This is a genomic window from Mycobacterium sp. SA01 (genome assembly GCF_041287105.1).
In the GTDB taxonomy this organism is placed as follows: Bacteria; Actinomycetota; Actinomycetes; order Mycobacteriales; family Mycobacteriaceae; genus Mycobacterium.
In genome coordinates this window covers 315,595-339,046 of sequence record NZ_JBGGNO010000017.1, presented here as the reverse complement: position 1 = coordinate 339,046, position 23,452 = coordinate 315,595, and the positions used below count along the sequence as shown (strand labels likewise).

Sequence of the window (23,452 nt, the reverse complement as noted above, 5' to 3'; positions counted from 1 at the left end):
GTTGCGCGCGGACGAACATCTCTTGACGCGGCCTCAGGAAAGGGCTGATCGGGTTTGACGGTTTCGCGCAGGCCGATAGGTTTTGCGGCATGGTCAAGCACGGCATTAATCGGTCGGTCACGATGTCTCGTCAGCTCACGCTGGCCGGCGGCTTTCTGGCAATCATTGCCGTTGCCGGTCTTTCAGCGGGATGCGGCCAGTCGTCCAAGGAGAGCCCGTCGTCCACCACCTCGAGTAGCGCCTCGACGAGCAAACCAGCCCCGTCTCCCACCGAGAAGGGAGTCATCCAGATGCCGCCGCGTGCTTTCAACCAGAATCAGAACGCGGCGGACGGCATGCTGGCGCTGCAGAGTCAGGGCTACAACGTCCAGTACAACTTCTCCGCCGGAAGCGGCAGTGACCGCCCGTTGTCGGAGTGCAAGATCACCGGTGTCGACGGCCTGCAGGGGGATCACCCGCCTGCCAACACGACCGTCTATCTCACGATCTCCTGCCCAGGCAGCAACTGACAGTTCGCGGTGTTACTGCCGCCGGCGGCGGACGAGCATCAGGCCGATGAACAGCACCGCCACGGTCGGGGACGCCGACACCATCGTGTAGCCGAGATCCTTCATGATCCCGATCTCGATGGGGCTCAGTGTCCGGACGCCCAGCCCGGTGTCCGATGAGGCGTTCATCAGTTTCTCGTTGGCGCCGGTGTAGTAGTCGTCGTTCAGGTGCGACATCGAGCTGCCGGACTCCCACGGGTTCGGGCTGTACAGCGGCACCGGGTTGCCGCCGTTGGCCGCCATCGCGTTGGCACCGCCGAAGTACATGCCGTTGCTGACACCTCCGGTCAGGTTCGGGTTGTAGGCGGTGTTGAACGTCGTGCCGTCGAACACCGAGGTTCCGTTCTTCGTCACCATGAACTTGTCGAAGGTGGTCCAATTCGGCCCAGCGTTGTTGCCGGAGGCGACGCTGTCGACAACCGACAGGAAGCCGTAGGTGTGCATCAGCTCGTGCATCGCCGTGGACTGGAAGTCGTAACTTCCGCCGGGCACCGTCGAGAAGTAGCCCCAGCCGTAGCCGAAGTTCCAGTCGATGGTGCCGTCTGCGGCCGCCCCGTTGGAGTCCACACCGGTGAGGATCTTGTTCTGCACCACGGTGTCGTAGAAGCCGGCATTGTCACTGATCAGGTCGCTGCCTGCCGATGCCAGCGTCGCACCCGCCAGCGAGTACTGGCCGGTGACCGCATAGGTGATGTTGACGTCGTACTGGGGCTCGAAATAGCTCGACAGGTAGATCGCCGTTGCGGCCAACTCGGCGCGAGCGGCACTGGACCAGAACTGCGAGCCGTTGCCGTAGGTGAAGGTGTAGGTGATCCGCGGCGTGCCGGCGGGCTCCTGGTATATCGAGCCGGCCGCATAGGTGCTGGAGGTCCGGAACCAGTTGAGCAGGTTGATGTGCGGCCCGGTGTCGGTGGCCGAGACGACGAAGGAGTCGACGATGTTCGAGCCCGGGTCGTTCGGGGTGTAGGTGTAGCTGCCGTCGGAATTGACGACGACATTGCCGTAGTGGCCTTGCTGGGTCACCTTGTAGACGAGGTGGTCGCCCTCGGGGTCGGTCGCATCGATGGTCCCGGTGATCGGCCCGGTGGTCTCACCGGTCAGCTGAACGGGTGCGACCGTCGGTGCCTCGTTGAAGAACGTGCGGCGCACCAACAGAGCAGCGCCCTCGAAAAGCCCCTGAATCGACCCCACCAGACTGGTCAACACATCGGTGGGCGACGCACTGGCCGAGGGCACCCGGAAGGCGGTGATGGTCGTCGCCTTCGCGGTCGCCGGGGTCGGTGTGGCGGTCACCGCCTGGGTGGTGGAACTGGTGGCCGGCTGCTGGTTGTCGGTTGTCTGCGCCGGGGTGCTCTCGGCGTCGGCGCTCGCGGCGGACGTGACACTCGCGGCGGACGTGGCATCGGAGACCGTGCGGCTGGACTGCGCGGTGGGCTTCTCGGCGCTCGTCGTGGCGGGGGTGCCGGCGTGGACGCGCGCCGCTGACGTGGGCTTGCGGCTGCTACTGCTGGCGGCGGAGGGCGTCTTCGACGATGACGACGCGGTGTCGTTCTGGCTGGGTTTGGCCGTGCGAGCCGATTTTGCGACCCCGCTCTTGGCCTTTGCCGGACCGGCCGATGTGGAGGACGAACCGCTGTCGGGACTGTCCGCACTGGCAATGGCGACGGTCGGCCAGACCAGAGACAGGCCCAATGCGACGGCGGCTGCACCAGCTCGTGCGCCACGCTGGACATTTGCCATGGAAGTACCGCCTTCGTGCGTCGTCTGTTGCCGGTGAAGTCGGCGGACTTCAGGCAAACCCCCCGATGTGGGTGCCAAACTGCCGAGGCGGCCGGGCACCCGTTTGCTTTCTCAGCGAATATTAAGCTAAGTCGGCGCCTTTGTGGAGCGGTTACGCGCGAAGTTCGCCCCGATCGTGACCGCCCCAGGTAGTTGACATCGTGAGGCGACATGATGGATCGGTGGCGACATCGAACGAACAGCGCAAGGCTGCGAACTCACCCCGCGGCATCAACCGCTGGGAACTGTTCACCTGCGCGCGGCGGGGGCACGTCACCTACGCACCCGACGACGCCGCCCTCGCCGAGCGGTTGAGTGGGACGACTGGGCTGGGTGAAGTGTGGCGCTGCCTGCGGTGCGGGGAGTTCGTCATCGGACCTCCCCATGGCCGCGGCCCGGCCGACCACGCCCCGCTGATCCTTCGCGGCGGCGCGTTGCGGCAGGCGATCATCGTGCGGGCGCTGGCAGTGGAGCGGTGGGTCCGGGCGCTGCTGATCGCGCTTGCCGCGTGGGCGGTGTGGCAGTTCCGTGGCGCGCAGGGCTCGATCCAAGCCGCCGTCGAACGCGACCTGCCATTGCTGCGGGCGTCGGGAATCAAAGTCGACCAGATGACCGCCGTGCACGAGTTGGAGAAGGCACTGGCCACCACACCCGGCACGCTGATGCTGGTGTTCGTCGCGCTGCTGGTCTACGCGCTGCTGGAGCTGATCGAGGGTGTCGGTTTGTGGCTGCTGTCGCGCTGGGGCGAATACTTCGCCGTGGTCGCGACGTCGATCTTCCTGCCGTTGGAGGTTTACGACCTCCTGGGCAAAGGGGTCACGCTCACGCGCGGGGGAGCGTTCGTCATCAACGTCGCCGCGGTCATCTATCTGCTGGTGTCCAAGCGACTGTTCGGCCTGCGCGGTGGCCGCGAGGCCTATGACGAGGAACGGCGCGGCGAGCAGTTGCTCGATGTCGAACGGGCTGCCCTGGCCTGACTCGCTGGTCACACGGCAAGGACGCACTTGCCCGGTTGGCTGCGGTCGGCAACGTGCGTGAGGGCTGCGGGAGCGTCGGCGAACGCCCACCGCGTGCCAACGGTGTCCTGGATGGCGCCGCGGTCGAGGAGATCGGTGAGGCCGCGCAGCACCTCCTCGGTGTGTTCGCGCGACTCCGGGGCGGCGAGAACACCCACCAGTGAGGTGTTGGTGACCGCCATCATCTGGACGTCGACCGTCGGCCAGCTGCCGCTGGCGAAACCGACGGCGAGGTGTCGGCCGTCGCGGGCCAGTGCACCCATCGCGTTGCTGCCCTGAGCCCCGCCGACCGGGTCGAAGATCATGTCGACGCCCCGCCAGTCGGTGAGTTCCCGCAAAGCCTGGGCCAGGGGACAGCCGTCGTCGGCGGCGTCGTCTCTGGCCACCACGACGTGGTCCGCGCCGAACGACCGGCAGAACTCGGCACGACTCTGGTCACCGGCCACCGCAATCACTGTGGCTCCCAATGCCTTACCGAGTTGGACGGCCGCGATGCCGCTGCCGCCGGCCGCACCGAGGACCGCCAGGCGCTGCCCGGCTCGCAGCTGCCCGCGATCGACCAGGCCGGTCCACGCGGTGACGTTGGGGATCCAGAAGCCGGCGGCGGCGCAGTCGTCGAGCGTCGCGGGCGCCGGGACGACCGACGCCGCAGGCGCCAATGCTTCCTCGGCGAACGAGCCGTTGCCGTTCATGAAGTCGCTGACTCCCATGACCCGGGTGCCGATCGGGATGTCGATCCCGGGACCGACCGCGGTGACCGTACCCGCCAGCTCCTGGCCGGGGGTGAAGGGGACGGCGGGGGTGAGCGGGTAGGTGCCGCGGCACATCAGGACATCGGGCAGGCCGATTCCGGCCGCGGCGACGCGGACCCGCACCTGACCAGGCCCGGGGTCGGGCACTTCGCGCTCCACCAACCGCAAAACGGCCTCGGGCTTGCCGGGGCCGTGCACCTGCCACGCTCTCATCGGTCGGTACCTCCGCGGCGTTGCGCTCGACGATCACACCATGATTACACTGTGATCCGATCGGCGGAAGGGCTGTCATGGCGTGGGATTTCGAAACCGACCCCGAGTTCGCCGAGCAGCTGGCGTGGATGCGGGAGTTCATCGATGCCGAGGTGATCCCGCTGGAGCCGATCCTTTCCGAGCTGCCCGCCGACGAATGGCAGGCGGTCAAACGTCATCTGCAGGACCGGGTCAAAGCGCAGGGGCTCTGGGGAATGTTCCTCGATCCCGCCCTCGGCGGGACCGGCGGCGGTCAACTCAAACTGGCCCTGATGTCGGAGATCATCGGCCGCTGCATGGTGTCGATGGAACTGTTCGGTGTGCAGGCGCCGGACAGCGGCAATATGGAACTGCTCGCCCACGGCGCCGACGAGGCGCAGAAGCAACGGTGGCTGTTCCCGAATCTGCGCGGTGAGATCTCGAGCGCCTTCGCCCTGACGGAGCCGTTCCTGGCCGGCGCCGACCCCACCGTCATCGCCACCACCGCCGTGGCCGACGGAGACAGTTGGATCATCAACGGCCACAAGTGGTTCACCACCAACGCGTCGTGTGCCGACATCATCCTGGTGGTGGCCGAGACCGATGCCGACAAGCGGCCGCACCGGCACGCATCGATTTTCGTGGTGCCGACCGATACGCCCGGGCTCGAGATCGTCCGGGAGATTCCCACAATGGCGCACGCCGACCCGGAGTACGGCCGGCGCGGTAACCACGCCGAGGTGGTGCTCCGGGACTGCCGGGTACCGGCGGATCATCTGATCGGGCCGCGGGGTGCGGGTTTCCTGCTGGCCCAGCAGCGCCTCGGTGGTGGCCGGATCCACCACGCCATGCGCTGGCTCGGACAGGCGCAACGTGCACTGGACATCATGGGGGAGCGCGCCGTGTCGCGGCAGTCGCACGGGCGTCTGCTCGGTGAGCATCAGATGGTCCAGGACTTCATCGCGTTGTCGCACACTGAGATTCAGGCCGCGCGGTTGTTGACGTTCCACACCGCCTGGAAGATGGATCGGCTGGGGGCCAGTGCGGTGCGCGCCGATCTGGGGATGGTCAAGGCGCACGTGTCGAAGGTCGTGCTCGCGGTGCTCGACCGCACGATTCAGGTCTGTGGAGCGCTGGGGTACTCCGGTGATCTGCCTGTCGAGCAGTGGTATCGGATCACCCGGTTCGGATCGATCGGCGACGGCCCCGATGAGCTGCACAAGTCGGTGCTGGCCCGGCATGTACTCAAGAAGTATCAGCCTGTCGACGGGTGGCCGACCGAACATCTGCCGTCGCGTCGGCCTGCGGCGCAACAGAAGTGGGAACAGCTGAGGCAGGAAGCGGGAATCGCATGAGCACCTACACGGCGATGGTGATGACGGCGCAAGGGGCGGCGCCGGAACCGGAGCAGCGGCCGGTGCCGGATCCCGGCGCGGGTGAAGTGCTGGTGAAGGTCAACGCGTCGAGCGTCAACTATCACGACATGGTGAATCTGGCCGGGCTGATCTGGGGGGAGTGGCCTCGAGTCCCGATGAGCGACGGCGCGGGCGAGGTGGTGGCGATCGGTCCCGATGTCACCGACTTCTCGGTGGGCGACCGCGTGATGAGCGCCTTCCACCCGGGTTGGCACGACGGGCCGCCCACTCCGCAGGCCAAGGCCGAGCTGCCCGGCGACAGCGGGGACGGCTGGTTGCAGCAGTACCGCATCGCGGCCAGCGATGGGCTGGTCGCGACGCCACCGCATTTGAGTGACATCGAAGCGGCGACCCTGCCGTGCGCGGGGGTCACCGCGTGGAATGCGTTGCTGGAGGCCGGAATCGGTCGCGGCGACGTGGTCGTCACGCAGGGCACCGGAGGTGTCTCGTTGTTCGCCGTCCAGTTCGCGCACGCGCTCGGTGCGGACGTCATCGTGACCTCATCGTCTGATGAGAAGCTCAAGATCGGATCTTCGCTGGGAGCGGCGCATCTCATCAACTACCGCGATACGCCGGACTGGGAGAACGAGGTCAAGCGAATCACCGGGGGACGCGGCGCGGATCTGGTGGTCGACCTCGGTGGGCCGGAGACGCTGGCCCACTCGGTGCGTGCTGCCCGGATGGGCGGCACCGTGGCGGTGATCGGCGTGCTCACGGGGTTCGATGCTGCGCCGGTACCGGTTGCCGAGTTGATGCTCAACAACATTCGGGTCATCGGCATCACCGTCGGCAGCGTGCTGAGTTTCGTCGAACTGTGTGAGTTGATCACCACCGCCGGGATCAAGCCGCACATCAGTCATGTCTTCGACTGGACAGAGGTGGGTGACGCCGTCCGCGTCTTGCAGGCCGGCGAACACGTCGGCAAGATTGCGCTGAAGATCTCATGACCGGCGAAATCGACTTGCGCCCTGAACAAATCGTGGCCGCTGCGGTCGACATCCTCCGCGAGGGTGGGCTCGACGCGGTCAGCATGCGCAGTGTGGCGGGCCGGCTCGGGGTGACGCCGCCGCCGGTGTATGCCCGCATAGGCAACAAGAACGCGCTGCTGGCTGCCGTGGCCGACCATTTTCTGGCTGACCTGGCGCCGGAGCCGGGCAGTGATGAACCATGGCCGGACTATGCGCGGCGCTGGACCGCGCAACTGCGGCAACGGCTCACCGAAGCCGCCGACAGCAGGCTCTTCCTCCAAGTGAAGCGACCAGCCTATCTGGAGGCGTCCCGGCCGCTGCTGAAATGCATGCGTCGCGACGGGATGCCGCGCGAGCACGCGGTCCGCGCCTGTCGACTGCTGACCTGGGCGACGGTGGGCTTCGTCGCGATGGACCATCCGCCGCTCGACGTGCCGGTTGGCCGTAATCGGCTGGCCGGCAGCCATCCCGATGGCGTGACCGCCGGTGAGATCGATGAGTTGTTCTCGCTGCACATCGATTACCTCATCGAGGGGATCCGCCGCGACAGCTGACTAGGCGACGCCACCGTCGATCGTCATCAATGATCCGGTGGTGTAGCTCGACGCGTCGGACAGCAGGTAGATCACGGCGCCGACGATCTCCTCGGGTCGGCCGACCCGCCCCAGTGCAATCGGCTTGACGACGTCGGGCAGCGCGTCCGGGTTGCGGACGAAGCCCGACGCGGCGTCGGTGTCGAATGTTCCGCAGACGATGCAGTTGACCCGCACACCGGCGGAGGCGAATTCGAGTGCCGTCGCTGTGGTGAGCGCGTTGAGACCGGCTTTGGCGGCGCCGTAGATCGGCGCAACGGGGGTCGGTTTCACCGACGCGAGCGAACTGATATTGACGATCGATCCGCCGCCGGTATTCGCCATGGCGTTCGCGGCCAGGGCCGTGAGGCGGGTCGGACCTTTGAGGTTGACGCCGATCACCTTGTCGAACAACGTCTCCGACGTTTCGAGTAAGGACGGGGCCAGCGGACTCATCCCGGCGTTGTTGACCAGGCCGTCCAGCCGGCCCCAGCGTTCGGTGGCGGCGTCGACGACGGCAGGCAGGCTTTCCCAGTCGCCGACGTGGCACTGCAGCGGGAATGCCTCGCCGCCTTGGCTGTTGATGCGATCGGCCAGTGCCTCGCAGGAGGCGAGCTTGCGGCTGGCGATTACGACTTTCGCTCCGCGCGCGGCGAGGCCGATGCTCATGGCGGCGCCGAGTCCACGGCTGCCGCCGGTGATCAGCACGATGCGGCCGGAAACGTCGAAGAGCGGATCTGTCATCGGGCAAACCTCCTGGCGCGGGTGATCAGGCCGTCTGCGATCACGCCGAAGACCTCGTGGACCGGGTTGCGGGATTGGCCACGAACATGTTTGGCGTAGGAGCCCTCCAGGACGATGGCGAGTTTCCACGCGCTGAACACCTGATACCAGGTGAAGTCGGACAGGTCGCGGCCGGTCGACTGGGCATACCGTTGCACGAGCTGCTCCGGTGTTTGGCAGTGGTCGGGATGGATGCCGTTCGGCGTGCCGGGGGCGGCCAGTGCGATGGGGTTGCTCTCCTCGGGCCAGAAGATCATCGCCCAGGCGAGGTCGACGAGTGGATCGCCGACGGTGGTCATCTCGAAATCCACGACGCAGGCGATGCGCGGCGGGGCAGTGGGTGCCCAGATGACGTTGTCCACCTTGTAATCACCGTGCATGACGGTCAGATCGCCGTGTGCTGGCACGTGGTCGCGCAACCAGGTTGCGAGGTCGTCGACGTCGGGCAGGTCGCGGATCCGATAGCTGTCGAGCTGGCCGAGCCAGCGGTCGACCTGCCGGTCGAGGAAGCCCAGCGGATGGGACATCTCGGCCAGTGGCGTCGATGCCCAGTCGACAGCGTGCAACTGCGCCAGGGTGTCGATGAGTTGCTCGCCGATCCTGTCCTGCGACCCCGGGTCTTGTCGTAGCGCCGCGGGCAGGCCGTCGCGGCGGATGACGTCACCGTCGACGAAGGACATCACGAAGAAGGGTGCGCCGATGATGGCGGGGTCTTCGGAGCGGGCCAAGACTGTCGGCACTGGAATGCCCTGTGATTTTAGGATTTCCATGATGCGCGCTTCGCGGACCACCTGGTGCGCGGTGTCTGATACCGTGGCGAGGGGGGCGCGGCGCACCACCCAGGTTTCGCCGAGCCGGTCGATGCGGAACATCTCGCAACTGCCGCCACCGCGGATCGGCGTCACCGCCACGTCGGCCGACTCGCCGGTGACCTCGGCCAGCCACGCGCTGAAGCGCGGGACATCGAAGTCGGTCACCACTTAAGCGTTGTACACCGTGGGTAGTGGCGTTGTCACCGACCACGTTCCACCATCGAGTTAAGATCCTACTGACGGGGGTAGCTGTGAGATATCAGTGACTGGTGTCAAGGACTGATGGGGGAGCACATGTCAGAGGCCGCTTTTCCGATACCAGCCAATGAGCGCGAGCGACTGAACGTCCTTGCGGATTACAACATCATGGACTCGCTGCCGGAACAGGCCTATGACGACTTCGTCAAGTTGGCGTCGGCCATCTGCGGCACGCCCATCGCGCTCATCTCGTTGTTGGACAAGGATCGGCAATGGTTCAAAGCCGACTTCGGTCTCGGGGTCAGCGAAACTCCGCGTTCGCAGGCGTTCTGCGCTCACGCGATCATGAAGCCCGATGACGTGATGACCGTGGAGGATGCCACCGCCGACGAACGCTTCGCGACCAACCCCTTGGTGACCGGCGATCCGCACATCCGCTTCTACGCCGGCGCACCGCTGGTGGCGCCGACCGGTGAGGCGCTGGGCACCATTTGTGTGATCGACCGCCAGCCGCGGACCCTCAGCGAGACACAGCGGGAGGCGCTGGCAATTTTGTCCCGCGAGATCATCGTGCAGCTCGAGCTACGCCGCAGCATCGAGACTCTGGAGCAGGCGGTGCTGGACCAGGAGAAGTACGTCGAACTGCTGCAGGAGTATCAGCGCGACATCGAGAAGGTGCGGGTGCACCTGGAGTCTCAATCGGTAACCGATGTGTTGACCGGAGTGAAAAACCGCCGCTCGTTCGACATGACTCTCGACGAGGAGTGCATGCGGGCGCGAACCCGCGGCAGCACCTTGTCACTGATCATGATTGACGTCGATTTGTTCAAGGCATTCAACGACATCCACGGACACCCGGCCGGTGACGAGGTGCTGCGTGGGGTTGCCCGTCTGCTGCAATCCGAACTCCGGGTCTCCGATTCGCTGTTCCGCTACGGCGGCGAGGAGTTCGCGGTCGTGCTCCCCGAAACCACCTGCAAGGGTGCGTTCGTGCTCGGCGAGCGGTTCCGCCGGGCCGTGCAGCGTGCGCCGTGGCCCAAGCGCCCGATCTCGATCAGCATCGGCGTCGCGGCCACCGACGCGGACACCACGTCACCGCAAGATCTCCTACAGGCCGCGGATCGCGCGCTCTACCAAGCCAAGCAGAGCGGGCGGAATCGGGTCGTCATGGCGTCGGGCGACGGCTAGTACGTCTGACCGTCGGCGTACCGCTGCCGACGGTAATGGCGGCCCTTCCCCCGGTTGCGGCCCTTGTACGTCGGCAACTGCGAGTCGCAGTTCGGACATATCAGTCGCAGGTTTTCTCGCCGATTGTTGGTCGGATCGCCGTCGATGTGATCCAACACAAAGGCCAGGTGCAGACCCAGCCACACATTGGATCCACCGCAGATTGCGCAGCAGCCGGACTGAGCCTCGTTGAGGTAGGTCCGTATGTAGTGGTTACGGCGGGTGTCGAGCCACGCATCACCGGACTCGAGCCAGAGTTTCGTACTGGCATCCTGCCGGGCGCGCTGCTGACATGCGTTGCTGCAGAAGACTTTTTGGCTGCGCTTGGCGAGCGTAGAGCCACATTGGCGACATTGCCTCATGGGCAGAATCTACGACCTGTCACCGACAATCGCTGGCGTGGATGAGGCGACGTATTCCAATGCAAAATCTGTCGGTGGCAAGTCGTAGCGTCAGTCCATGACGGTCACGTGCATCGGGTGCGGAATCGATATTCAGGGCAGCCAGAAGGTGTACTGCAGCAACGCATGTCAACAGGCGTACCGCCGGCGGGCGCTCTTAGATGCCTGGCTCGAAACGGGCGCATCCGGCCGCATGTCTTATAGAGGTCATTTTGTCCGTGATTACCTCTACGCGCAGCAGGATGGGCGCTGCGCCATCTGCGCAATAGCGAGCCATTGGAACGGCGCGAGCCTAGCGCTGATCATCGATCACATCGACGGGAACGCGACGAACAACCGTCGCGAGAATCTGCGGCTCATCTGTCCCAACTGTGACAGCCAGCTGCCGACATTCAAGGCTAAAAATCGCGGTAGCGGTCGCCACTACCGCCGACAGCGCTACGCCAACGGCCAGTCGTACTAGCAAATGTTTGCTGTGAATCTTGTCGAGGGCACAAACAGGCCTGGCGTCGGGAATGATCGAAGTGTGCAAAAGTGAGCGCTACCAGCATGTATGCTCTCAATTCGAGAGCCCCCTATCGGGATTGAACCGATGACCTACATATTACAAGTATGTTGCTCTACCACTGAGCTAAGGAGGCTTGGCCGACCGGAACGGGCGGAACCGCTTAACAGACTAGCGAACTCACTGTTCGTCGTCGTCGATGACCAGCCGCTCGCTGCGCACCCGCTCGGTGCCGACTGGGCGCGGCGGTGTGTAGCTGCGGCGCCGGCCGGGGATCGGGATCCGGTCGGCGATATTGCTGAGCGGGTTGACCACGAGGCTCAGCGTGGTGACCGCCTCGCGCAGCGTCTCGATCGTCGGTGCCAGCGCTTCCAGCCCAGGCGCCAGCCGGTTCAGGGTGTCGGCGACATCGGCCAACTGCTCCAGGGGGCCGTTGCGCGCGGTCAGCTTCTCCACCAGGCCGCCCTCGGCCATCAGCCGGTCGGCCAGACCTTCCTCGCCGAGGATCCGCTCGATCAGGCCGTCCTCGTCGAGGAGCTGATCAACCAGCCCGCCGGGCGCCAGCGACCGGTCCAGTCCACCGCCCTCGGCGGTCAACCGGTCCAGAACACCGTCCGGCGCGGTCATCCGGTCGATCAGACCGCCCGGCCGCATCAGCCGGTCCAGCGGGCCGTCCGGTGCCAGCGCCCGCCCCAGCGGGGCGTCGTCGTCGAGCAATTGGGCGAGTTTGTTCGCCCGCGAGATGGTGTCCTCCAAGCCGAACATCTGCGCCATCGAACTCGGGGACGCTGCGCCCCCGGCCTCGCCCAGCGCTTGTTTGGTGAGGTCAACGCCCGCTCTGGCGACGTCGAGCCCGACCTCGGCTGCGGCCAGTCCCACCCGTACCGGTGCGCTCGCGATACCAACGAGCGTCTTCGCCAGGTCCATCTGGCAAGTGTAGGAGCGGAAAAAGTTTGTAACCGGAGGTATCGGCTAACCGACGGGAAAACCAACTCACAGGAATCTCACAGCGCCTAGGCAGCGTGGGTTCACCAATGTGAGAGGAAATTGTCAGCATGGCCGCACCTGTTACACCCGAAACCAAACCCGAGGCACGTGTCCTCGTCGTGGACGACGAGACCAACATCGTGGAGCTCCTGTCGGTAAGCCTGAAGTTCCAGGGCTTCGAGGTCCACACCGCGTCCAGCGGCCCGGCGGCCCTCGACCGCGCTCGGGAGGTCCGGCCAGACGCCGTGATCCTCGACGTCATGATGCCCGGCATGGACGGCTTCGGTGTGCTGCGCAGGCTGCGCGCCGACGGCATCGACGCGCCCGCGCTGTTCCTGACCGCGCGCGACAGCCTCCAGGACAAGATCGCCGGACTCACGTTGGGCGGCGACGACTACGTCACCAAGCCGTTCAGCCTCGAAGAGGTCGTCGCCCGGTTGCGGGTGATCTTGCGCCGTGCCGGCAAGGGTGTGGAGGAGCCGCGCAATTCGCGGCTGAGCTTCGCCGACATCGAGCTCGACGAGGACACCCACGAGGTGTGGAAGGCCGGTGAGCCGGTCTCGCTCTCGCCGACCGAGTTCACCCTGCTGCGCTACTTCGTGATCAACGCCGGCACCGTGCTGAGCAAGCCCAAGATCCTCGACCACGTCTGGCGCTACGACTTCGGCGGTGACGTCAACGTCGTCGAGTCCTACGTCTCCTACCTGCGCCGCAAGATCGACACCGGCGAAAAGCGCCTCCTGCACACCCTGCGCGGCGTCGGATACGTGCTGCGGGAGCCGCGGTAATCGGGCGCGTCGCGCCGCTCGGCGCGAACAATAGAGAGATGCCCACGCCCTACCACCGAGCCTTGCCGCTGAGAGTCGGCCTGGTGGCCGCCATGCTGCTGCTCGTGGGATGCGGCTTGCTGGCCTCCGGGATCGCCGTCACCTCCACCCTGCAGCACGATCTCATCAATCGCGCCGACCAGACCCTCCTGGACGCCTCCCGGGGCTGGGCCCAGGCCCCTCGCCGGATGCCCCCGCCCGACGAGGAGCCCAACCCGGCCAGGCCGCCGTCGAACTTCTACGTCCGCGGCGTCGACGCCGACGGCCACATCTGGATGGCCGTCAACGACCGTGACGCCGAGCCCGCCCTGCCCGACGACAACGACGTGGGGCCGGTGCCGGTGACCGTCGGGTCGCTGGAGCACTCCCCGGTTGAATGGCGTGCGGTGTCGGTGCGCGGGCCCGGCGGCGAGCTGACCACGGTGGCCATCGACATGTCCGACATCCAGTCGACCGTCCGCAGTCTGGCCTGGTCGCAATTCGCGATCGGCACGGCTGTCCTGATCATCCTCGGCGTCGCCGGCTACTGGGTGGTGCACCGCAGCCTCCGACCGCTCGTCGAAGTCGAGAAGACCGCCGCCGCGATCGCCGCCGGACAGCTGGATCGCCGTGTGCCCGAACGTGATCCACGCACCGAGGTCGGCCGGTTGTCGTTGGCGCTCAACGGCATGCTCGCCCAGATCCAGACCGCGATGGCGTCATCGGAGGAGTCCGCCGAACAGGCCCGCACCTCCGAAGAACGCATGCGGCGCTTCATCACCGACGCCAGCCACGAATTACGCACTCCGCTGACCACCATCCGCGGCTTCGCCGAGCTCTACCGGCAGGGCGCGGCCCGCGACGTCGAGATGCTGATGTCCCGCATCGAAAGCGAGTCGCGCCGGATGGGTCTACTGGTCGATGATCTGCTGTTGCTGGCCCGCCTCGACGCGCAGCGTCCGCTCGAACAGCGCCGCGTCGACCTGCTCACCCTGGCCACCGACGCCGTGCACGACGCCCAGTCGATCGCCCCGAAGCGCACCATCACCATGGAGGTCTTCGACGGCCCCGGCACCCCCGAGGTCATCGGCGACGAAGCCCGGCTGCGTCAGGTGCTCGGCAATCTGGTGGCCAACGCCCTGCAGCACACCCCGGAGACCGCCCGAATCAGTGTGCGGGTGGGCACTTCGTCGGACGACGCGGTCCTCGAAGTCGCCGACGAAGGCCCGGGCATGACACCGGAGGACGCCCGGCGGGTGTTCGAGCGGTTCTATCGCACCGACTCCTCCCGCGCCCGCGCCAGTGGCGGCACCGGACTGGGGCTGTCGATCGTCGACTCGCTGGTCTACGCCCACGGTGGCCGCGTCACGGTGTCGACCGCGCCGGGCCAGGGCTGTTGTTTCCGGGTCAGCCTGCCGCGCATCGCCGACGTCGCGACCCCGGTGGCCCCAGGGATCTAGCCGATGTCGGCCAGCGCGGCCGTGATCTTGGCCTGCGCCTCGTCGAGCGACGCGGGGGAGGGACTGCGGTCGACGTTGGCGAAGCCGAAGTCAGATAGGTTGCGCGCGGGAAACACGTGCACGTGCAGGTGCGGCACTTCGAGCCCGGCGATGATCAGCCCGGACCGCTCGGCGCCGAACGCCGCACACACCGCCTTGCCGATCCGCTGGGACACCGCCATCACCTTGTTGAACACGGCCGGCTCGACGTCCTGCCAGTTGTCGACCTCGGCCCTCGGAACCACCAGCGTGTGCCCGGGGGTCATCGGCTCGATGGTCAGGAAGGCGACGACCTCGTCGTCTTCGTAGACGAATCGTCCCGGCAGTTCGCGGTTGATGATCTTGGTGAAGACGGAGGCCATGTGCCCAAGCATATGAGTAGCCGCCCGGGGCCGATCATGAAGCTGGCTCACAGCAACCCCTCAGATCCGGCCCAGTGCCACGGCAGCTTGGCCCGCGACGATCATCGGTATGACCGACACCCTGCCGGCCGAGCAGCACTCTGCTGCGATCGGCGTCGGGGGTCGCTACGTTCTCGACATCGTCATCCCCGTGTACAACGAGGAGCGCGACGTCGCGGCCTGTGTGCGACGGCTCCACCAGTTCCTGCTCGACGAGGTGCCCTACCGGGCCCGAATCCTGGTGGCCGACAACGCCAGTACCGACGCCACGTTGTCGGTGGCGCGGGAGCTCGCCGAGGAACTGTCCGACGTCGACGTGATCCACCTCGACGCCAAGGGCCGTGGCGGCGCACTGGCTGCCGCGTGGGCGTCATCACGGGCCGACGTCGTCGCCTATATGGATGTCGACCTGTCGACTCATCTTTCGGCGCTCATGCCGTTGGTCGCGCCGCTGGTGTCCGGGCATTCCGACATCGCGATCGGATCGCGGCTGGCCGCTTCGTCGCGGGTGGTGCGTGGCGTCAAGCGAGAAGTGGTCTCCCGCGGCTACAACCTGCTGCTGCGCGGCTTGCTCGGCGCGCGGTTCTCCGACGCCCAGTGCGGCTTCAAGGCGTTGCGCGGCGACGTCGCCCGCCAGTTGCTGCCGTTGGTCGCCGACACCGGGTGGTTCTTCGACACCGAACTGCTGGTGCTGGCCGAGAAGGCCGGCCTGCGCATCCACGAGGTGCCGGTCGACTGGATCGACGACCCGGACTCCCGCGTCGACATCCTTGCCACCGCGATCGAAGACCTCAAGGGCTGCTGGCGGGTCGGCCGGGCGCTGACCACCGGCGCCCTGCCGCTGCGCGACCTGCAGGCCGCGCTGGGCCGCGAGCCGCTGGTGCCGGGCGTACCCCGCGGCATGGTCGGCCAGATGGTGCGCTTCGGGCTGATCGGCATCGCCAGCACCATCGCCTTTGCGCTGCTGTATCTTTCGCTGCATCCCGCACTCGGCGCGCAGGCCGCCAACCTGACCGCTCTGCTGCTCACCGCCCTGGCCAACACCGCCGCGAACCGGGCCTTCACCTTCGGTATCCGCGGCCGAGCCGGTGTTGGCCGCCACCATGTCCACGGCCTGCTGATCTTCGCCTTCGGGCTGGCCATCACCAGCGGCTCGCTGTATCTGCTGCACCGCTACGACCCGACCGTCGGTAAGGGCGTCGAACTGTCAGTTCTGGTCGTGGCCAACCTGGTCGCCACCCTCGTGCGATTCGTGGCGTTGCGACGGGTATTCGGCGCGTCCAACCGCTGATATGACCATCACCGTCGAGTCGCCGGAAGGCGGCGTCGCACAAGCCATTACCCGGCGTACCCGGATACGCCCGCAGCGCTGGGCGCTGGTCGTGTTGCTGGCCGCGACTGCCGTGCTCTATCTGTGGGCCCTGGACCGATCGGGCTGGGCCAACGCGTTCTACTCCGCCGCCGAGCAGGCAGGCTCGCAGTCATGGAAGGCGCTGCTGTTCGGGTCGTCGGACGCCGCCAACTCGATCACCGTCGACAAACCGCCGCTGTCGCTGTGGATCCCGGCCCTGTCCATCCGCCTGTTCGGTCTCAATTCGTGGAGCATCCTGGCACCCCAGGCGGTCATCGGGGTGGTCTCCGTGGCCCTGCTCTGGGATGCCGTCCGCCGGCCGTTCGGTGAAGCAGCCGCACTGATCGCCGGCACGGTCCTGGCGTTGACCCCGGTGGCTGTGACGATCTTCCGCTACAACAATCCCGACGCGCTTCTGGTCCTGTTGATGATCGCCGCGGTGTGGGCGCTGCTGCGGGCGATCGATGACGGGCGGCTGCGCTGGCTGCTGGTGTCGGGATGCTGTGTGGGACTCGGGTATCTGACGAAGCAGCTCGAGGTGGCGTTGGTGCTGCCCGCTCTGGCGATCGCGTATCTGGTGGCCGGTCCACGATCGCTGCTCGCCAGGCTGGGCCAACTCGTGGCGGCGCTGGCCGCCGCGGTGGCCGCGGCGGGGTGGTGGGTGCTGCTGGTGCAGCTGTGGCCGGCGAGCGCGCGGCCGTGGATCGGCGGGACGCAGACCAATTCGATCCTCGAACTGACCCTGCGCTACAACGGCTTCGGCCGGCTCAATGGCGACGAGCCGGGTAGCCTCGCCTCGCCCGGCTTCATCTCGCCGGTACATACCGGTGGCCGGACTTCGCCGCACCCCTGGGGTCAGCCCGGCATCGGCAGGTTGTTCGAGCCGGAGCAGATCGGTGGCATCGGCTGGCTACTGCCCGCCGCACTGGTGTTCGCGGTCGTCGTGCTGGTGTGGCGGGGCCGGGCGGCGCGGCGAGATCTGCGCCGCGCCGCCATTCTGGTGTGGGTTCTCTGGTTGCTGGTGACGGCGTGGGTGTTCAGCTACATGGCAGGCATTTTCCACCCGTACTACACCGTGGCTCTTGCCCCGCCGATCGCCGCGCTGACGGGCATCGGCATCGCGGTGAGTTGGCAAGAGCGGCAACGCCTGTGGGTCAAAGCGGCGCTGGCGGTCGCGGTGGCGCTGACAGCTGCCATCGCGGTGGCCGTGCTGCGGCACGTCCCCGGCTTCTACCCGTGGTTGCGGTGGGCCATCCCGCTCGCCGCCGTCCTGGTGCTGGCCGGGCTGATGATCGCCGTCATCCCGATGTCGGTGATCGTCGCGGCAGGCGCACTTGTCGCTCTCGGCGGACCCGTGGCCTACAGCGTCACGACCGTCGAGCACGGAAATTCCGGTGCAATGCCGATCACGGGACCGGTTCCCCGCATCGTGACCGCGATGACCAAGGGTGTCGCTCCGGTCCAGCGCGCCGAGATCACGTCAGCCACCGGGCCCGGATTCCTGCTGCCCCCGCGATCATCCACCACCGCACCGCATCTGGTCGGCTGCAGCTTGCTGGACTCTGGTGTGCCCGACCGGCAACTGGTCGGTCTGCTCGACGCGGATGCGCAGCGGTACACCTGGGTGGCCGCCACCATCGGATCGATGTGTGCGGCCGGCTATCAGCTGGCCAGCGGTCACCCGGTGATGCCGGTCGGTGGATTCAACGGGACCGATCCGTCTCCGGCACCCGACGAGTTCTTGCGGATGGCGCTGTCCAAGCGAATCCACTACTTCCTCGTCACCAACCCGGTCCACGAGGACAAGTGGGGACATCTGGACACCAATGCGCTGATCCAGCAATGGGTTCAGCGCAACTTCACCCCGATGCGGGTCGGCAGGGTCCTGATCTACGACCTCACGACGTAGGTCAGGCCAACATCGCCGCGATCTCGCTGATTGTCCACGGCGGCGAGTCGTGGTGATCCCGGTAGTTGATGAACCCGGGGGAGGGCTTGTCGAACCTGCCCACGAAACCGCCTGCGGCGATGAAGATCTGGCCGGTGATCTTACTGGCGAGGTCGCTGACCAGGTAGGCGTACATCGGTGCGACGTATTCCGGTGGCGCGGCGTCGAGCGCACCGTGGGCGCTGACGTCGTCGAGGATGCCGCGTTGCCGCAACGATTCGATCTGTTCCTCGAAATCCGATCCACTGGACAGCCGGGTCTTGGCACCCGGGCACACCACGTTGGCGCGTACCCCGTGCTCGGCCAGCTCGGCCGCGATCGCCATCGTCAGGCCGTTGACCGCACCTTTGCCTGCCGGGTAGCCGGTTCCGCCGTAATCGCCAAGGAAGGCAAAGGAACTGGTGTTGACGATCGCGCCTCGGCCGCGGGCCACCATCCTGGGGGCGGCCGCCCGGCAGGTCGCGAACGTGGTTCCGACGTGGATGTCGAGGAGCTCGCGGAACTCGGCAGCCGTGACCGTGAGTATCGACGAGCCCGGCGGCTCGGGTGCGCCTGCGCAGTTGACCAGGGCATCAACAGCGCCGAATTCGCTCTGGCACAGAGCGATCAAGTCCTCGGCGACCGCCTCGTCCGCGGCCGAGCCGCCGTGTGCGACGGCGCGGCCACCGGCGTCGTTGATGGTGGCGACCGCCGCCTCAGCAGCCGCCGCGTCGCGGCCGTTGACCACAACGCCCGCACCGCATTCGGCCAGCAGCGCCGAGACGGCGGCCCCGATACCCCGTGAGCCGCCGACGACGACCGCGCCGAACCCTTCTAGCGGCCGGTCACTCACCTTCGGCAGGCGCCTGGGTAAATGAGGCGGTCCCAGCTTCGCCTGGCCTCCGCCGGCGCTGGCGCGCCAACTCCGGCCAGCCTCACTGAACCGCCTGGCCGAACTGCATGCCGTCCATGTTCCAGTAGCCCCGCATATTGGTGATCAGGCCGGCGTCGTTGACGGAGTAGGTGAACACGCCGCGTACCGTGCTGGTCATTCCGCCTTCGAATTGGCTGCGCAGCACCAGGATGTGCGCAACTTCGTTCGCAGAGCTCGACGGGAACGTCTCCTCGCAGGTGACGCGAAGGTTGTTGACCGAGATGTTGGCGTCGTAGAAGTCGGCGACCGCCGCCTTGCCGCGCACGCCGTTGCCGTCGGGGTTGGTGATGGCCTGCCCGATCGGATCCTCGATCACGACATCGTCGGCCATCAGGGCCAGCCAGCCCTCGCGGTCGTGCGACATCACGGCGCGCCAGGATGCTTGCGATGCGGCCAGTGCGGGAGTGTGTTCGGTGGTTGTGGACATCAATTTCTCCTTATGTTGTCAGATACTGCAGGCGGCGCGAGCGCCATCGTCGGTGGCTTTACGGATCAGTCCCATACCGGTGCAGTCGCCAACGGCATGCACCTTGGCGCCGGGCAACCGGTCGGTGAGGTCGTCGAACAGGGCGGTGTCCGCCTCGAGGCGTCCGGTGATGATCACGCTGTCGGCCGCGAGTTCGCGGCGGGTGCCGCCATGCGGGGTGAACACCACGCTGTTGTCGGTGATCTGGTGCACGTCGGCGCGCACGTGCAGCGGCACTCCCAGGCGGTCGAGCCGGTCCATGTGTTCGGTGCGGCGCTTGAGGCCCACTTCGGCGGCGATGGTGCGGCCGGATTCCAGCACGGTGACGAATCGGTCTTGGGCGCAGAGATATTCGGCGAGCTGGATCGCGGCGAGGCTGCCGCCGACGATCACCACTCGGCGACCCGCTGGGAGCGCGGCGGGGTGTGCCAGCAGATCGCGTACGCCGTGACCGCTGATCACCCGGGGATTGTGTGCGCCGTCGATGTCGGGCACCACGATGTCGGCGCCGGTCGCGACGATCACCGCGTCAGGCTGCAGCGCGGCGACCTCGTCGACGTCGACCGGGTGTGACATCTCGAGTGTCACTGTGCTGGCTGCGATCTCACTGCGCAGATACTTCAGGAACGGTTCGTTCTCCGGATGCACGATCGACGCCCACACCAGAGCGCCACCCAGTTCGGCGTTGCGCTCGAACAACGTCACACGGTGCCCCCGCTCGGCGGCGACCCGGGCCGCTTCCAGGCCGCCAGGCCCGCCGCCGACGACGACGACGTGCTTGGGTTGCGCCACCGGGTGCACCGCCAGCTCACGTTCCTTACCGGTGCGGGGGTTCACCGCGCAGTCGACCGAGAACCGCTGTTCCATGGCGTCGATGCAGTTCTCGCACGAGATGCATCGGCGCACCCGATCCGCCTGACCGGCGTGAAGTTTGGCGGCCAGGTTCGGATCTGCCAGCATCGGCCTGCCCATCGCGATGAAGTCCGCGTGCCCGTCGGCGAGGATGTGCTCGGCGCGCGCAGGATCGTGGATGCGCCCCACCGCGATCACCGGCACGTCGACCACCTGCTTGACCGCGGCCGCGGCGCCCACGTTGAGTGCGTCGCCGTCGTCGGCGGCGTTGACCATCCCGGTGACCAGGCGGTCGATCACCCCACCGCTGACGTGAAAGGCGTCGACGCCGGCCGCCACCAGTTGCGGTGCCATCTGGGCCGTCTCGTAGCTCGGGCGGCCGCCGGCCACCCGCTCGTAGCCCGAGATCCGCAGCGTGACCGGCAGGGCGTCGCCGATCTCGGATCGGATCGCGGCCAGGGTCTGCAACACCACCCGAATGCGGCCGCCGGGGGAGTCGCCGCGGTAGTCGTCGGTGCGCCGGTTGCGTTGGGGCGCAAGGAAAGAACCCAGGAACATGTATCCGTGGGCAGCGTGGAGTTCGATGCCGTCGTAGCCGGCCTCGGCTGCGCGGCGCACGGCGGCTTTGAACAGGTCGATGATCCCGGTCAGCTGGGCCTCGGTCACCTCGGCCGAGGGGCGCCCGGTCAGGTAGGACGGGATCACCGACGGGCCCAGCGACGTGACGCCGTGCATCTCGGGCCCGAGCCCGTCGGGGCCGGCATGCACGATCTGCGGCTGGATCTTCGCGCCGTGCTCATGCACGGCCTCGACCAGTGCGCGGTGGGCGCTCACCGCCTCGTCGGTGCCGAGGTGAAGCCCGCCCGGAGTCTCTGGCTGTAGGTGGTCGATCCCGGTGGCGCCCACGGTGATCAGCCCGACGCCGCCTTTCGCGCGGGCGGCGAAGTAGTCGCGGGTGCGCTGCGACGGCAGACCGTCGGGCGTGCCGTACATGGTCTCCATCGGAGACATCACGAGCCTGTTGCGCACCGTCATCGAGCCGATGCGGCCTTCACGCAACAGGTTCGGGAAGCCGCTCATGGCCGCTGCACCATGAATTCCGGGCCGTGCCCGCGCCTTTGGGCAAGGCGGGCACGGCCCGGAAGGTCCATCAAGGACACGCGCAGGTCAGCGGTCCTCGTCGGTGTAGCGGATGACGCCGCGGATGTTGCGGCCTTCGAGCATGTCCGCGTAGCCCTCGTTGACCTGCTCGAGGCGGTACTGCCTGGTCACCATGTCGTCGAGGTTCAGCCGACCGGCCTTGTACATCGACAGCAGCTGCGGGATGTCGTAATGCGGGTTGCCGCCGCCGAAGATGGTGCCCTGCAAGCGCTTCTGCATCAGGGTCAGCATCGCCAGGTTCAGCGTCACATTGCTGTCGGCCATGTTCGCCACGGCGGTCGCCACCACGGTGCCGCCCTTGGCGGTGATGTTCATGTAGTGGTCGATGTCCTCGCCCTTGAGCTCGCCCACGGTGACGATGGTCTTGTGCGCCATCCGTCCCTGGGTGACCTCGGCAACGCCGGCCATCGCGCTGAAGATGTCGGGGTAGGCGTGGGTGGCACCGAACTTGAGTGCGTTGTCACGCTTGAACTCGACCGGGTCGACAGCGAAGATGTTGCGCGCACCGGCGTTCAGCGCGCCCTGCAGTGCGCCGGTGCCGACGCCGCCGACGCCGACGATCACGACGTCGTCGCCGGGACGGACGTCACCGCTGCGGACGGCCGAGCCGTAACCGGTGGTCACGCCGCAGCCGACCAGGCAGGCCACCTCGAACGGGATGGTCGGGTCGATCTTCACCACCGAGCTCTTGTGCACGACCATGTACGGGCTGAACGTGCCCAGCAGCGTCATCGGGATGACGGGCTGGCCGTTCTTCACGGCGTGGATGCGGTGGGTGCCGTCGGACACCGCGGTGCCGGCCAGCAGGCCCGCGCCCAGATCGCACAGGTTGCGCAGCCCTTCCTGGCAGGCCGGACACTCACCACACGACGGGATGAACGAGAGCACCACGTGATCGCCGGGGGCCAGGTGCTCGACGCCCGGGCCTACCTCGGTGACGATGCCGGCGCCCTCATGACCGCCCAGAACCGGGAAACCGGCCATCGGGATGTCGCCGGTGACCAGATGGTGGTCGCTGTGGCACATGCCAGAAGCTTCCATCTGGATTTTGACTTCGTCTTTGACCGGATCGCCGATCTCGATTTCCTCGATCGACCACGGTTGGTTGAACTCCCAGATGAGAGCACCTTTTGTCTTCACAGCGAACCTCCACTCGCAAAACCCGACCCCGGGGTTTTCCAGGGCGGCCGGCCGTGCCGGATGGTCAATCTAGGCAAGAATTAGAACGTGTTCCTGTCCTGCTGACCATTATGACCTCCGTCACTTTCCACGTCACTGCCGGGGGCCGATTACTTGACGCCTGTCGAGTATTCACCAGATCGGCACCGGCGCCTCACCGAGGGGGTAGTAACCGGGCAGCTTCTCACCGGCGACGCTGCGCTCGATGCGCTTCTGCATGGTGGGGGTCAGGTCGCCCGACGAGATCAGCTTGACGAAGGCCTTCTGCACGTGGCCGAAGTCGAAGAAGTCGCGCTGCCATTCGATCAACAGGTCGTCGTTCAGCCGGAACCAGCTGCCGCCGATGCCGTAGATCTCGTCGCGGGTGCCGTCGGACTTGTTGGCGATCTGCTTCCAGAACCCGACGATCTCGTTCTGCTTCTCGTCGACGAGGACCTTCTGATACTCGTAGACCCAGTTCTCCAGGCCTTCCATCTCCATGCCCAGGGCGACGTCGCGGATTTCGTCCTTGCCGACACACATCACGTCTTCCTTGGGCCCGATGTTCCAGCCGTAGGTCGCGTCATCGGTGTAGAACTCCGCCAGATTCTTCCAGTCACCGGCCGCTTCGGAGTCCTTATTGGCCTGCAGCCAGCGCTGGACCCAGTCGTCGAGTGCTTCTCGTTTGGAAGATGAAGTCATT

Annotated in this window: 24 protein-coding genes and 1 tRNA gene; 12 read left to right on the top strand and 13 right to left on the bottom strand. The window is 66.7% G+C overall.

Annotation, left to right across the window (positions count from 1 at the left end):
• Positions 1-89: 89 nt before the first annotated feature.
• Positions 90-509: a hypothetical protein gene (locus AB4879_RS11820; RefSeq protein ID WP_370507729.1), complete on the top strand. Its 420-nt coding sequence runs from the start codon at positions 90-92 to the stop codon at positions 507-509.
• 12 nt (positions 510-521) lie between these two features.
• Here AB4879_RS11820 and AB4879_RS11815 read toward each other — a convergent pair whose 3' ends face one another.
• Positions 522-1,841 carry an Ig-like domain-containing protein gene (locus tag AB4879_RS11815; protein ID WP_370507728.1) on the bottom strand — a complete coding sequence of 440 codons (1,320 nt, stop codon included), beginning with the start codon at positions 1,839-1,841 and terminating at the stop codon, positions 522-524.
• On the opposite strand from AB4879_RS11815, the gene AB4879_RS11810 reads away from it, so the two are divergent.
• Both AB4879_RS11810 and AB4879_RS11805 read left to right on the top strand, forming a co-directional pair.
• Positions 1,798-2,325: a hypothetical protein gene (locus tag AB4879_RS11810; RefSeq protein WP_370507727.1), complete on the top strand. Its 528-nt coding sequence runs from the start codon at positions 1,798-1,800 to the stop codon at positions 2,323-2,325. The genes AB4879_RS11815 and AB4879_RS11810 overlap by 44 nt on opposite strands.
• A 184-nt stretch (positions 2,326-2,509) precedes the next feature.
• The gene (locus AB4879_RS11805) at positions 2,510-3,304 is read left to right on the top strand and encodes a DUF2127 domain-containing protein (RefSeq protein ID WP_370507726.1); all 795 of its coding nucleotides are present in this window, start codon (positions 2,510-2,512) and stop codon (positions 3,302-3,304) included.
• A gap of 8 nt (positions 3,305-3,312) precedes the next feature.
• On the opposite strand, the gene AB4879_RS11800 is transcribed toward AB4879_RS11805, so the two are convergent.
• Positions 3,313-4,308, bottom strand: a complete 996-nt coding sequence (locus AB4879_RS11800; RefSeq protein ID WP_370507725.1) for an NADPH:quinone oxidoreductase family protein — start codon at positions 4,306-4,308, stop codon at positions 3,313-3,315.
• Between the two features lie 77 nt (positions 4,309-4,385).
• Here AB4879_RS11800 and AB4879_RS11795 point away from each other — a divergent pair, with 77 nt between their 5' ends.
• The 3 genes from AB4879_RS11795 to AB4879_RS11785 are packed head-to-tail and all read left to right on the top strand — an operon-like array spanning position 4,386 to position 7,263.
• The gene (locus tag AB4879_RS11795; protein WP_370507724.1) at positions 4,386-5,681 is read left to right on the top strand and encodes an acyl-CoA dehydrogenase family protein; all 1,296 of its coding nucleotides are present in this window, start codon (positions 4,386-4,388) and stop codon (positions 5,679-5,681) included.
• On the top strand, positions 5,678-6,688 hold the full coding sequence (locus tag AB4879_RS11790; RefSeq protein WP_370507723.1) for an NAD(P)-dependent alcohol dehydrogenase: 1,011 nt from the start codon (positions 5,678-5,680) through the stop codon (positions 6,686-6,688). Before AB4879_RS11795 ends, AB4879_RS11790 begins: the two co-directional genes overlap by 4 nt.
• Positions 6,685-7,263, top strand: coding sequence for a TetR/AcrR family transcriptional regulator (locus AB4879_RS11785; RefSeq protein WP_370507722.1), 579 nt, complete (start codon positions 6,685-6,687; stop codon positions 7,261-7,263). Before AB4879_RS11790 ends, AB4879_RS11785 begins: the two co-directional genes overlap by 4 nt.
• Here AB4879_RS11785 and AB4879_RS11780 read toward each other — a convergent pair whose 3' ends face one another.
• Both AB4879_RS11780 and AB4879_RS11775 read right to left on the bottom strand, forming a co-directional pair.
• Positions 7,264-8,025: an SDR family NAD(P)-dependent oxidoreductase gene (locus AB4879_RS11780; protein ID WP_370507721.1), complete on the bottom strand. Its 762-nt coding sequence runs from the start codon at positions 8,023-8,025 to the stop codon at positions 7,264-7,266. It abuts the gene before it with no gap.
• The gene (locus AB4879_RS11775) at positions 8,022-9,041 is read right to left on the bottom strand and encodes a phosphotransferase family protein (RefSeq protein WP_370507720.1); all 1,020 of its coding nucleotides are present in this window, start codon (positions 9,039-9,041) and stop codon (positions 8,022-8,024) included. Before AB4879_RS11775 ends, AB4879_RS11780 begins: the two co-directional genes overlap by 4 nt.
• A 129-nt stretch (positions 9,042-9,170) precedes the next feature.
• On the opposite strand from AB4879_RS11775, the gene AB4879_RS11770 reads away from it, so the two are divergent.
• Positions 9,171-10,262, top strand: a complete 1,092-nt coding sequence (locus AB4879_RS11770; RefSeq protein WP_036346322.1) for a sensor domain-containing diguanylate cyclase — start codon at positions 9,171-9,173, stop codon at positions 10,260-10,262.
• On the opposite strand, the gene AB4879_RS11765 is transcribed toward AB4879_RS11770, so the two are convergent.
• On the bottom strand, positions 10,259-10,663 hold the full coding sequence (locus AB4879_RS11765) for an HNH endonuclease (protein WP_370507719.1): 405 nt from the start codon (positions 10,661-10,663) through the stop codon (positions 10,259-10,261). The genes AB4879_RS11770 and AB4879_RS11765 overlap by 4 nt on opposite strands.
• A 97-nt stretch (positions 10,664-10,760) precedes the next feature.
• On the opposite strand from AB4879_RS11765, the gene AB4879_RS11760 reads away from it, so the two are divergent.
• Positions 10,761-11,165 carry an HNH endonuclease gene (locus tag AB4879_RS11760; RefSeq protein ID WP_370507718.1) on the top strand — a complete coding sequence of 135 codons (405 nt, stop codon included), beginning with the start codon at positions 10,761-10,763 and terminating at the stop codon, positions 11,163-11,165.
• 106 nt (positions 11,166-11,271) lie between these two features.
• Here AB4879_RS11760 and AB4879_RS11755 read toward each other — a convergent pair.
• Positions 11,272-11,343: transfer RNA gene (locus tag AB4879_RS11755), tRNA-Thr, on the bottom strand.
• Between the two features lie 44 nt (positions 11,344-11,387).
• A complete protein-coding gene (locus AB4879_RS11750; RefSeq protein WP_370507717.1) occupies positions 11,388-12,134 on the bottom strand; it encodes a hypothetical protein in 747 nt (248 codons plus the stop codon).
• Positions 12,135-12,262: 128 nt separating this feature from the next.
• Between AB4879_RS11750 and AB4879_RS11745 the strand changes: the two genes are divergently transcribed.
• Positions 12,263-12,982, top strand: a complete 720-nt coding sequence (locus AB4879_RS11745; protein WP_102807223.1) for a response regulator transcription factor — start codon at positions 12,263-12,265, stop codon at positions 12,980-12,982.
• A 38-nt stretch (positions 12,983-13,020) separates the two neighbouring features.
• Positions 13,021-14,460 carry a sensor histidine kinase gene (locus AB4879_RS11740; RefSeq protein WP_370507716.1) on the top strand — a complete coding sequence of 480 codons (1,440 nt, stop codon included), beginning with the start codon at positions 13,021-13,023 and terminating at the stop codon, positions 14,458-14,460.
• Here AB4879_RS11740 and AB4879_RS11735 read toward each other — a convergent pair.
• Positions 14,457-14,861 carry an HIT family protein gene (locus AB4879_RS11735; protein ID WP_370507715.1) on the bottom strand — a complete coding sequence of 135 codons (405 nt, stop codon included), beginning with the start codon at positions 14,859-14,861 and terminating at the stop codon, positions 14,457-14,459. The two genes, AB4879_RS11740 and AB4879_RS11735, sit on opposite strands and share 4 nt — an antisense overlap.
• Before the next feature lie 109 nt (positions 14,862-14,970).
• On the opposite strand from AB4879_RS11735, the gene AB4879_RS11730 reads away from it, so the two are divergent.
• Both AB4879_RS11730 and AB4879_RS11725 read left to right on the top strand, forming a co-directional pair.
• Positions 14,971-16,191 (top strand): glycosyltransferase, encoded by a 1,221-nt coding sequence (locus AB4879_RS11730; protein ID WP_370507714.1) that lies wholly within the window; start codon positions 14,971-14,973, stop codon positions 16,189-16,191.
• A 1-nt stretch (position 16,192) separates the two neighbouring features.
• Positions 16,193-18,160 carry a glycosyltransferase family 39 protein gene (locus AB4879_RS11725; RefSeq protein WP_370507713.1) on the top strand — a complete coding sequence of 656 codons (1,968 nt, stop codon included), beginning with the start codon at positions 16,193-16,195 and terminating at the stop codon, positions 18,158-18,160.
• Between the two features lies 1 nt (position 18,161).
• On the opposite strand, the gene AB4879_RS11720 is transcribed toward AB4879_RS11725, so the two are convergent.
• The 5 genes from AB4879_RS11720 to AB4879_RS11700 all read right to left on the bottom strand — a co-directional run bounded on the left by AB4879_RS11720 (position 18,162) and on the right by AB4879_RS11700 (position 23,451).
• Entirely contained in the window at positions 18,162-19,031 is an 870-nt protein-coding gene (locus AB4879_RS11720; RefSeq protein WP_370507712.1) for an SDR family NAD(P)-dependent oxidoreductase, read from the bottom strand.
• Between the two features lie 82 nt (positions 19,032-19,113).
• Positions 19,114-19,539, bottom strand: a complete 426-nt coding sequence (locus AB4879_RS11715) for a ketosteroid isomerase family protein (protein ID WP_370507711.1) — start codon at positions 19,537-19,539, stop codon at positions 19,114-19,116.
• Positions 19,540-19,557: 18 nt separating this feature from the next.
• Positions 19,558-21,510, bottom strand: a complete 1,953-nt coding sequence (locus tag AB4879_RS11710) for an FAD-dependent oxidoreductase (protein WP_370507710.1) — start codon at positions 21,508-21,510, stop codon at positions 19,558-19,560.
• Between the two features lie 87 nt (positions 21,511-21,597).
• Positions 21,598-22,731, bottom strand: a complete 1,134-nt coding sequence (locus tag AB4879_RS11705; RefSeq protein ID WP_036341670.1) for an NDMA-dependent alcohol dehydrogenase — start codon at positions 22,729-22,731, stop codon at positions 21,598-21,600.
• A 171-nt stretch (positions 22,732-22,902) separates the two neighbouring features.
• Positions 22,903-23,451: a nuclear transport factor 2 family protein gene (locus tag AB4879_RS11700; RefSeq protein WP_036341669.1), complete on the bottom strand. Its 549-nt coding sequence runs from the start codon at positions 23,449-23,451 to the stop codon at positions 22,903-22,905.
• Position 23,452: the final 1 nt, after the last annotated feature.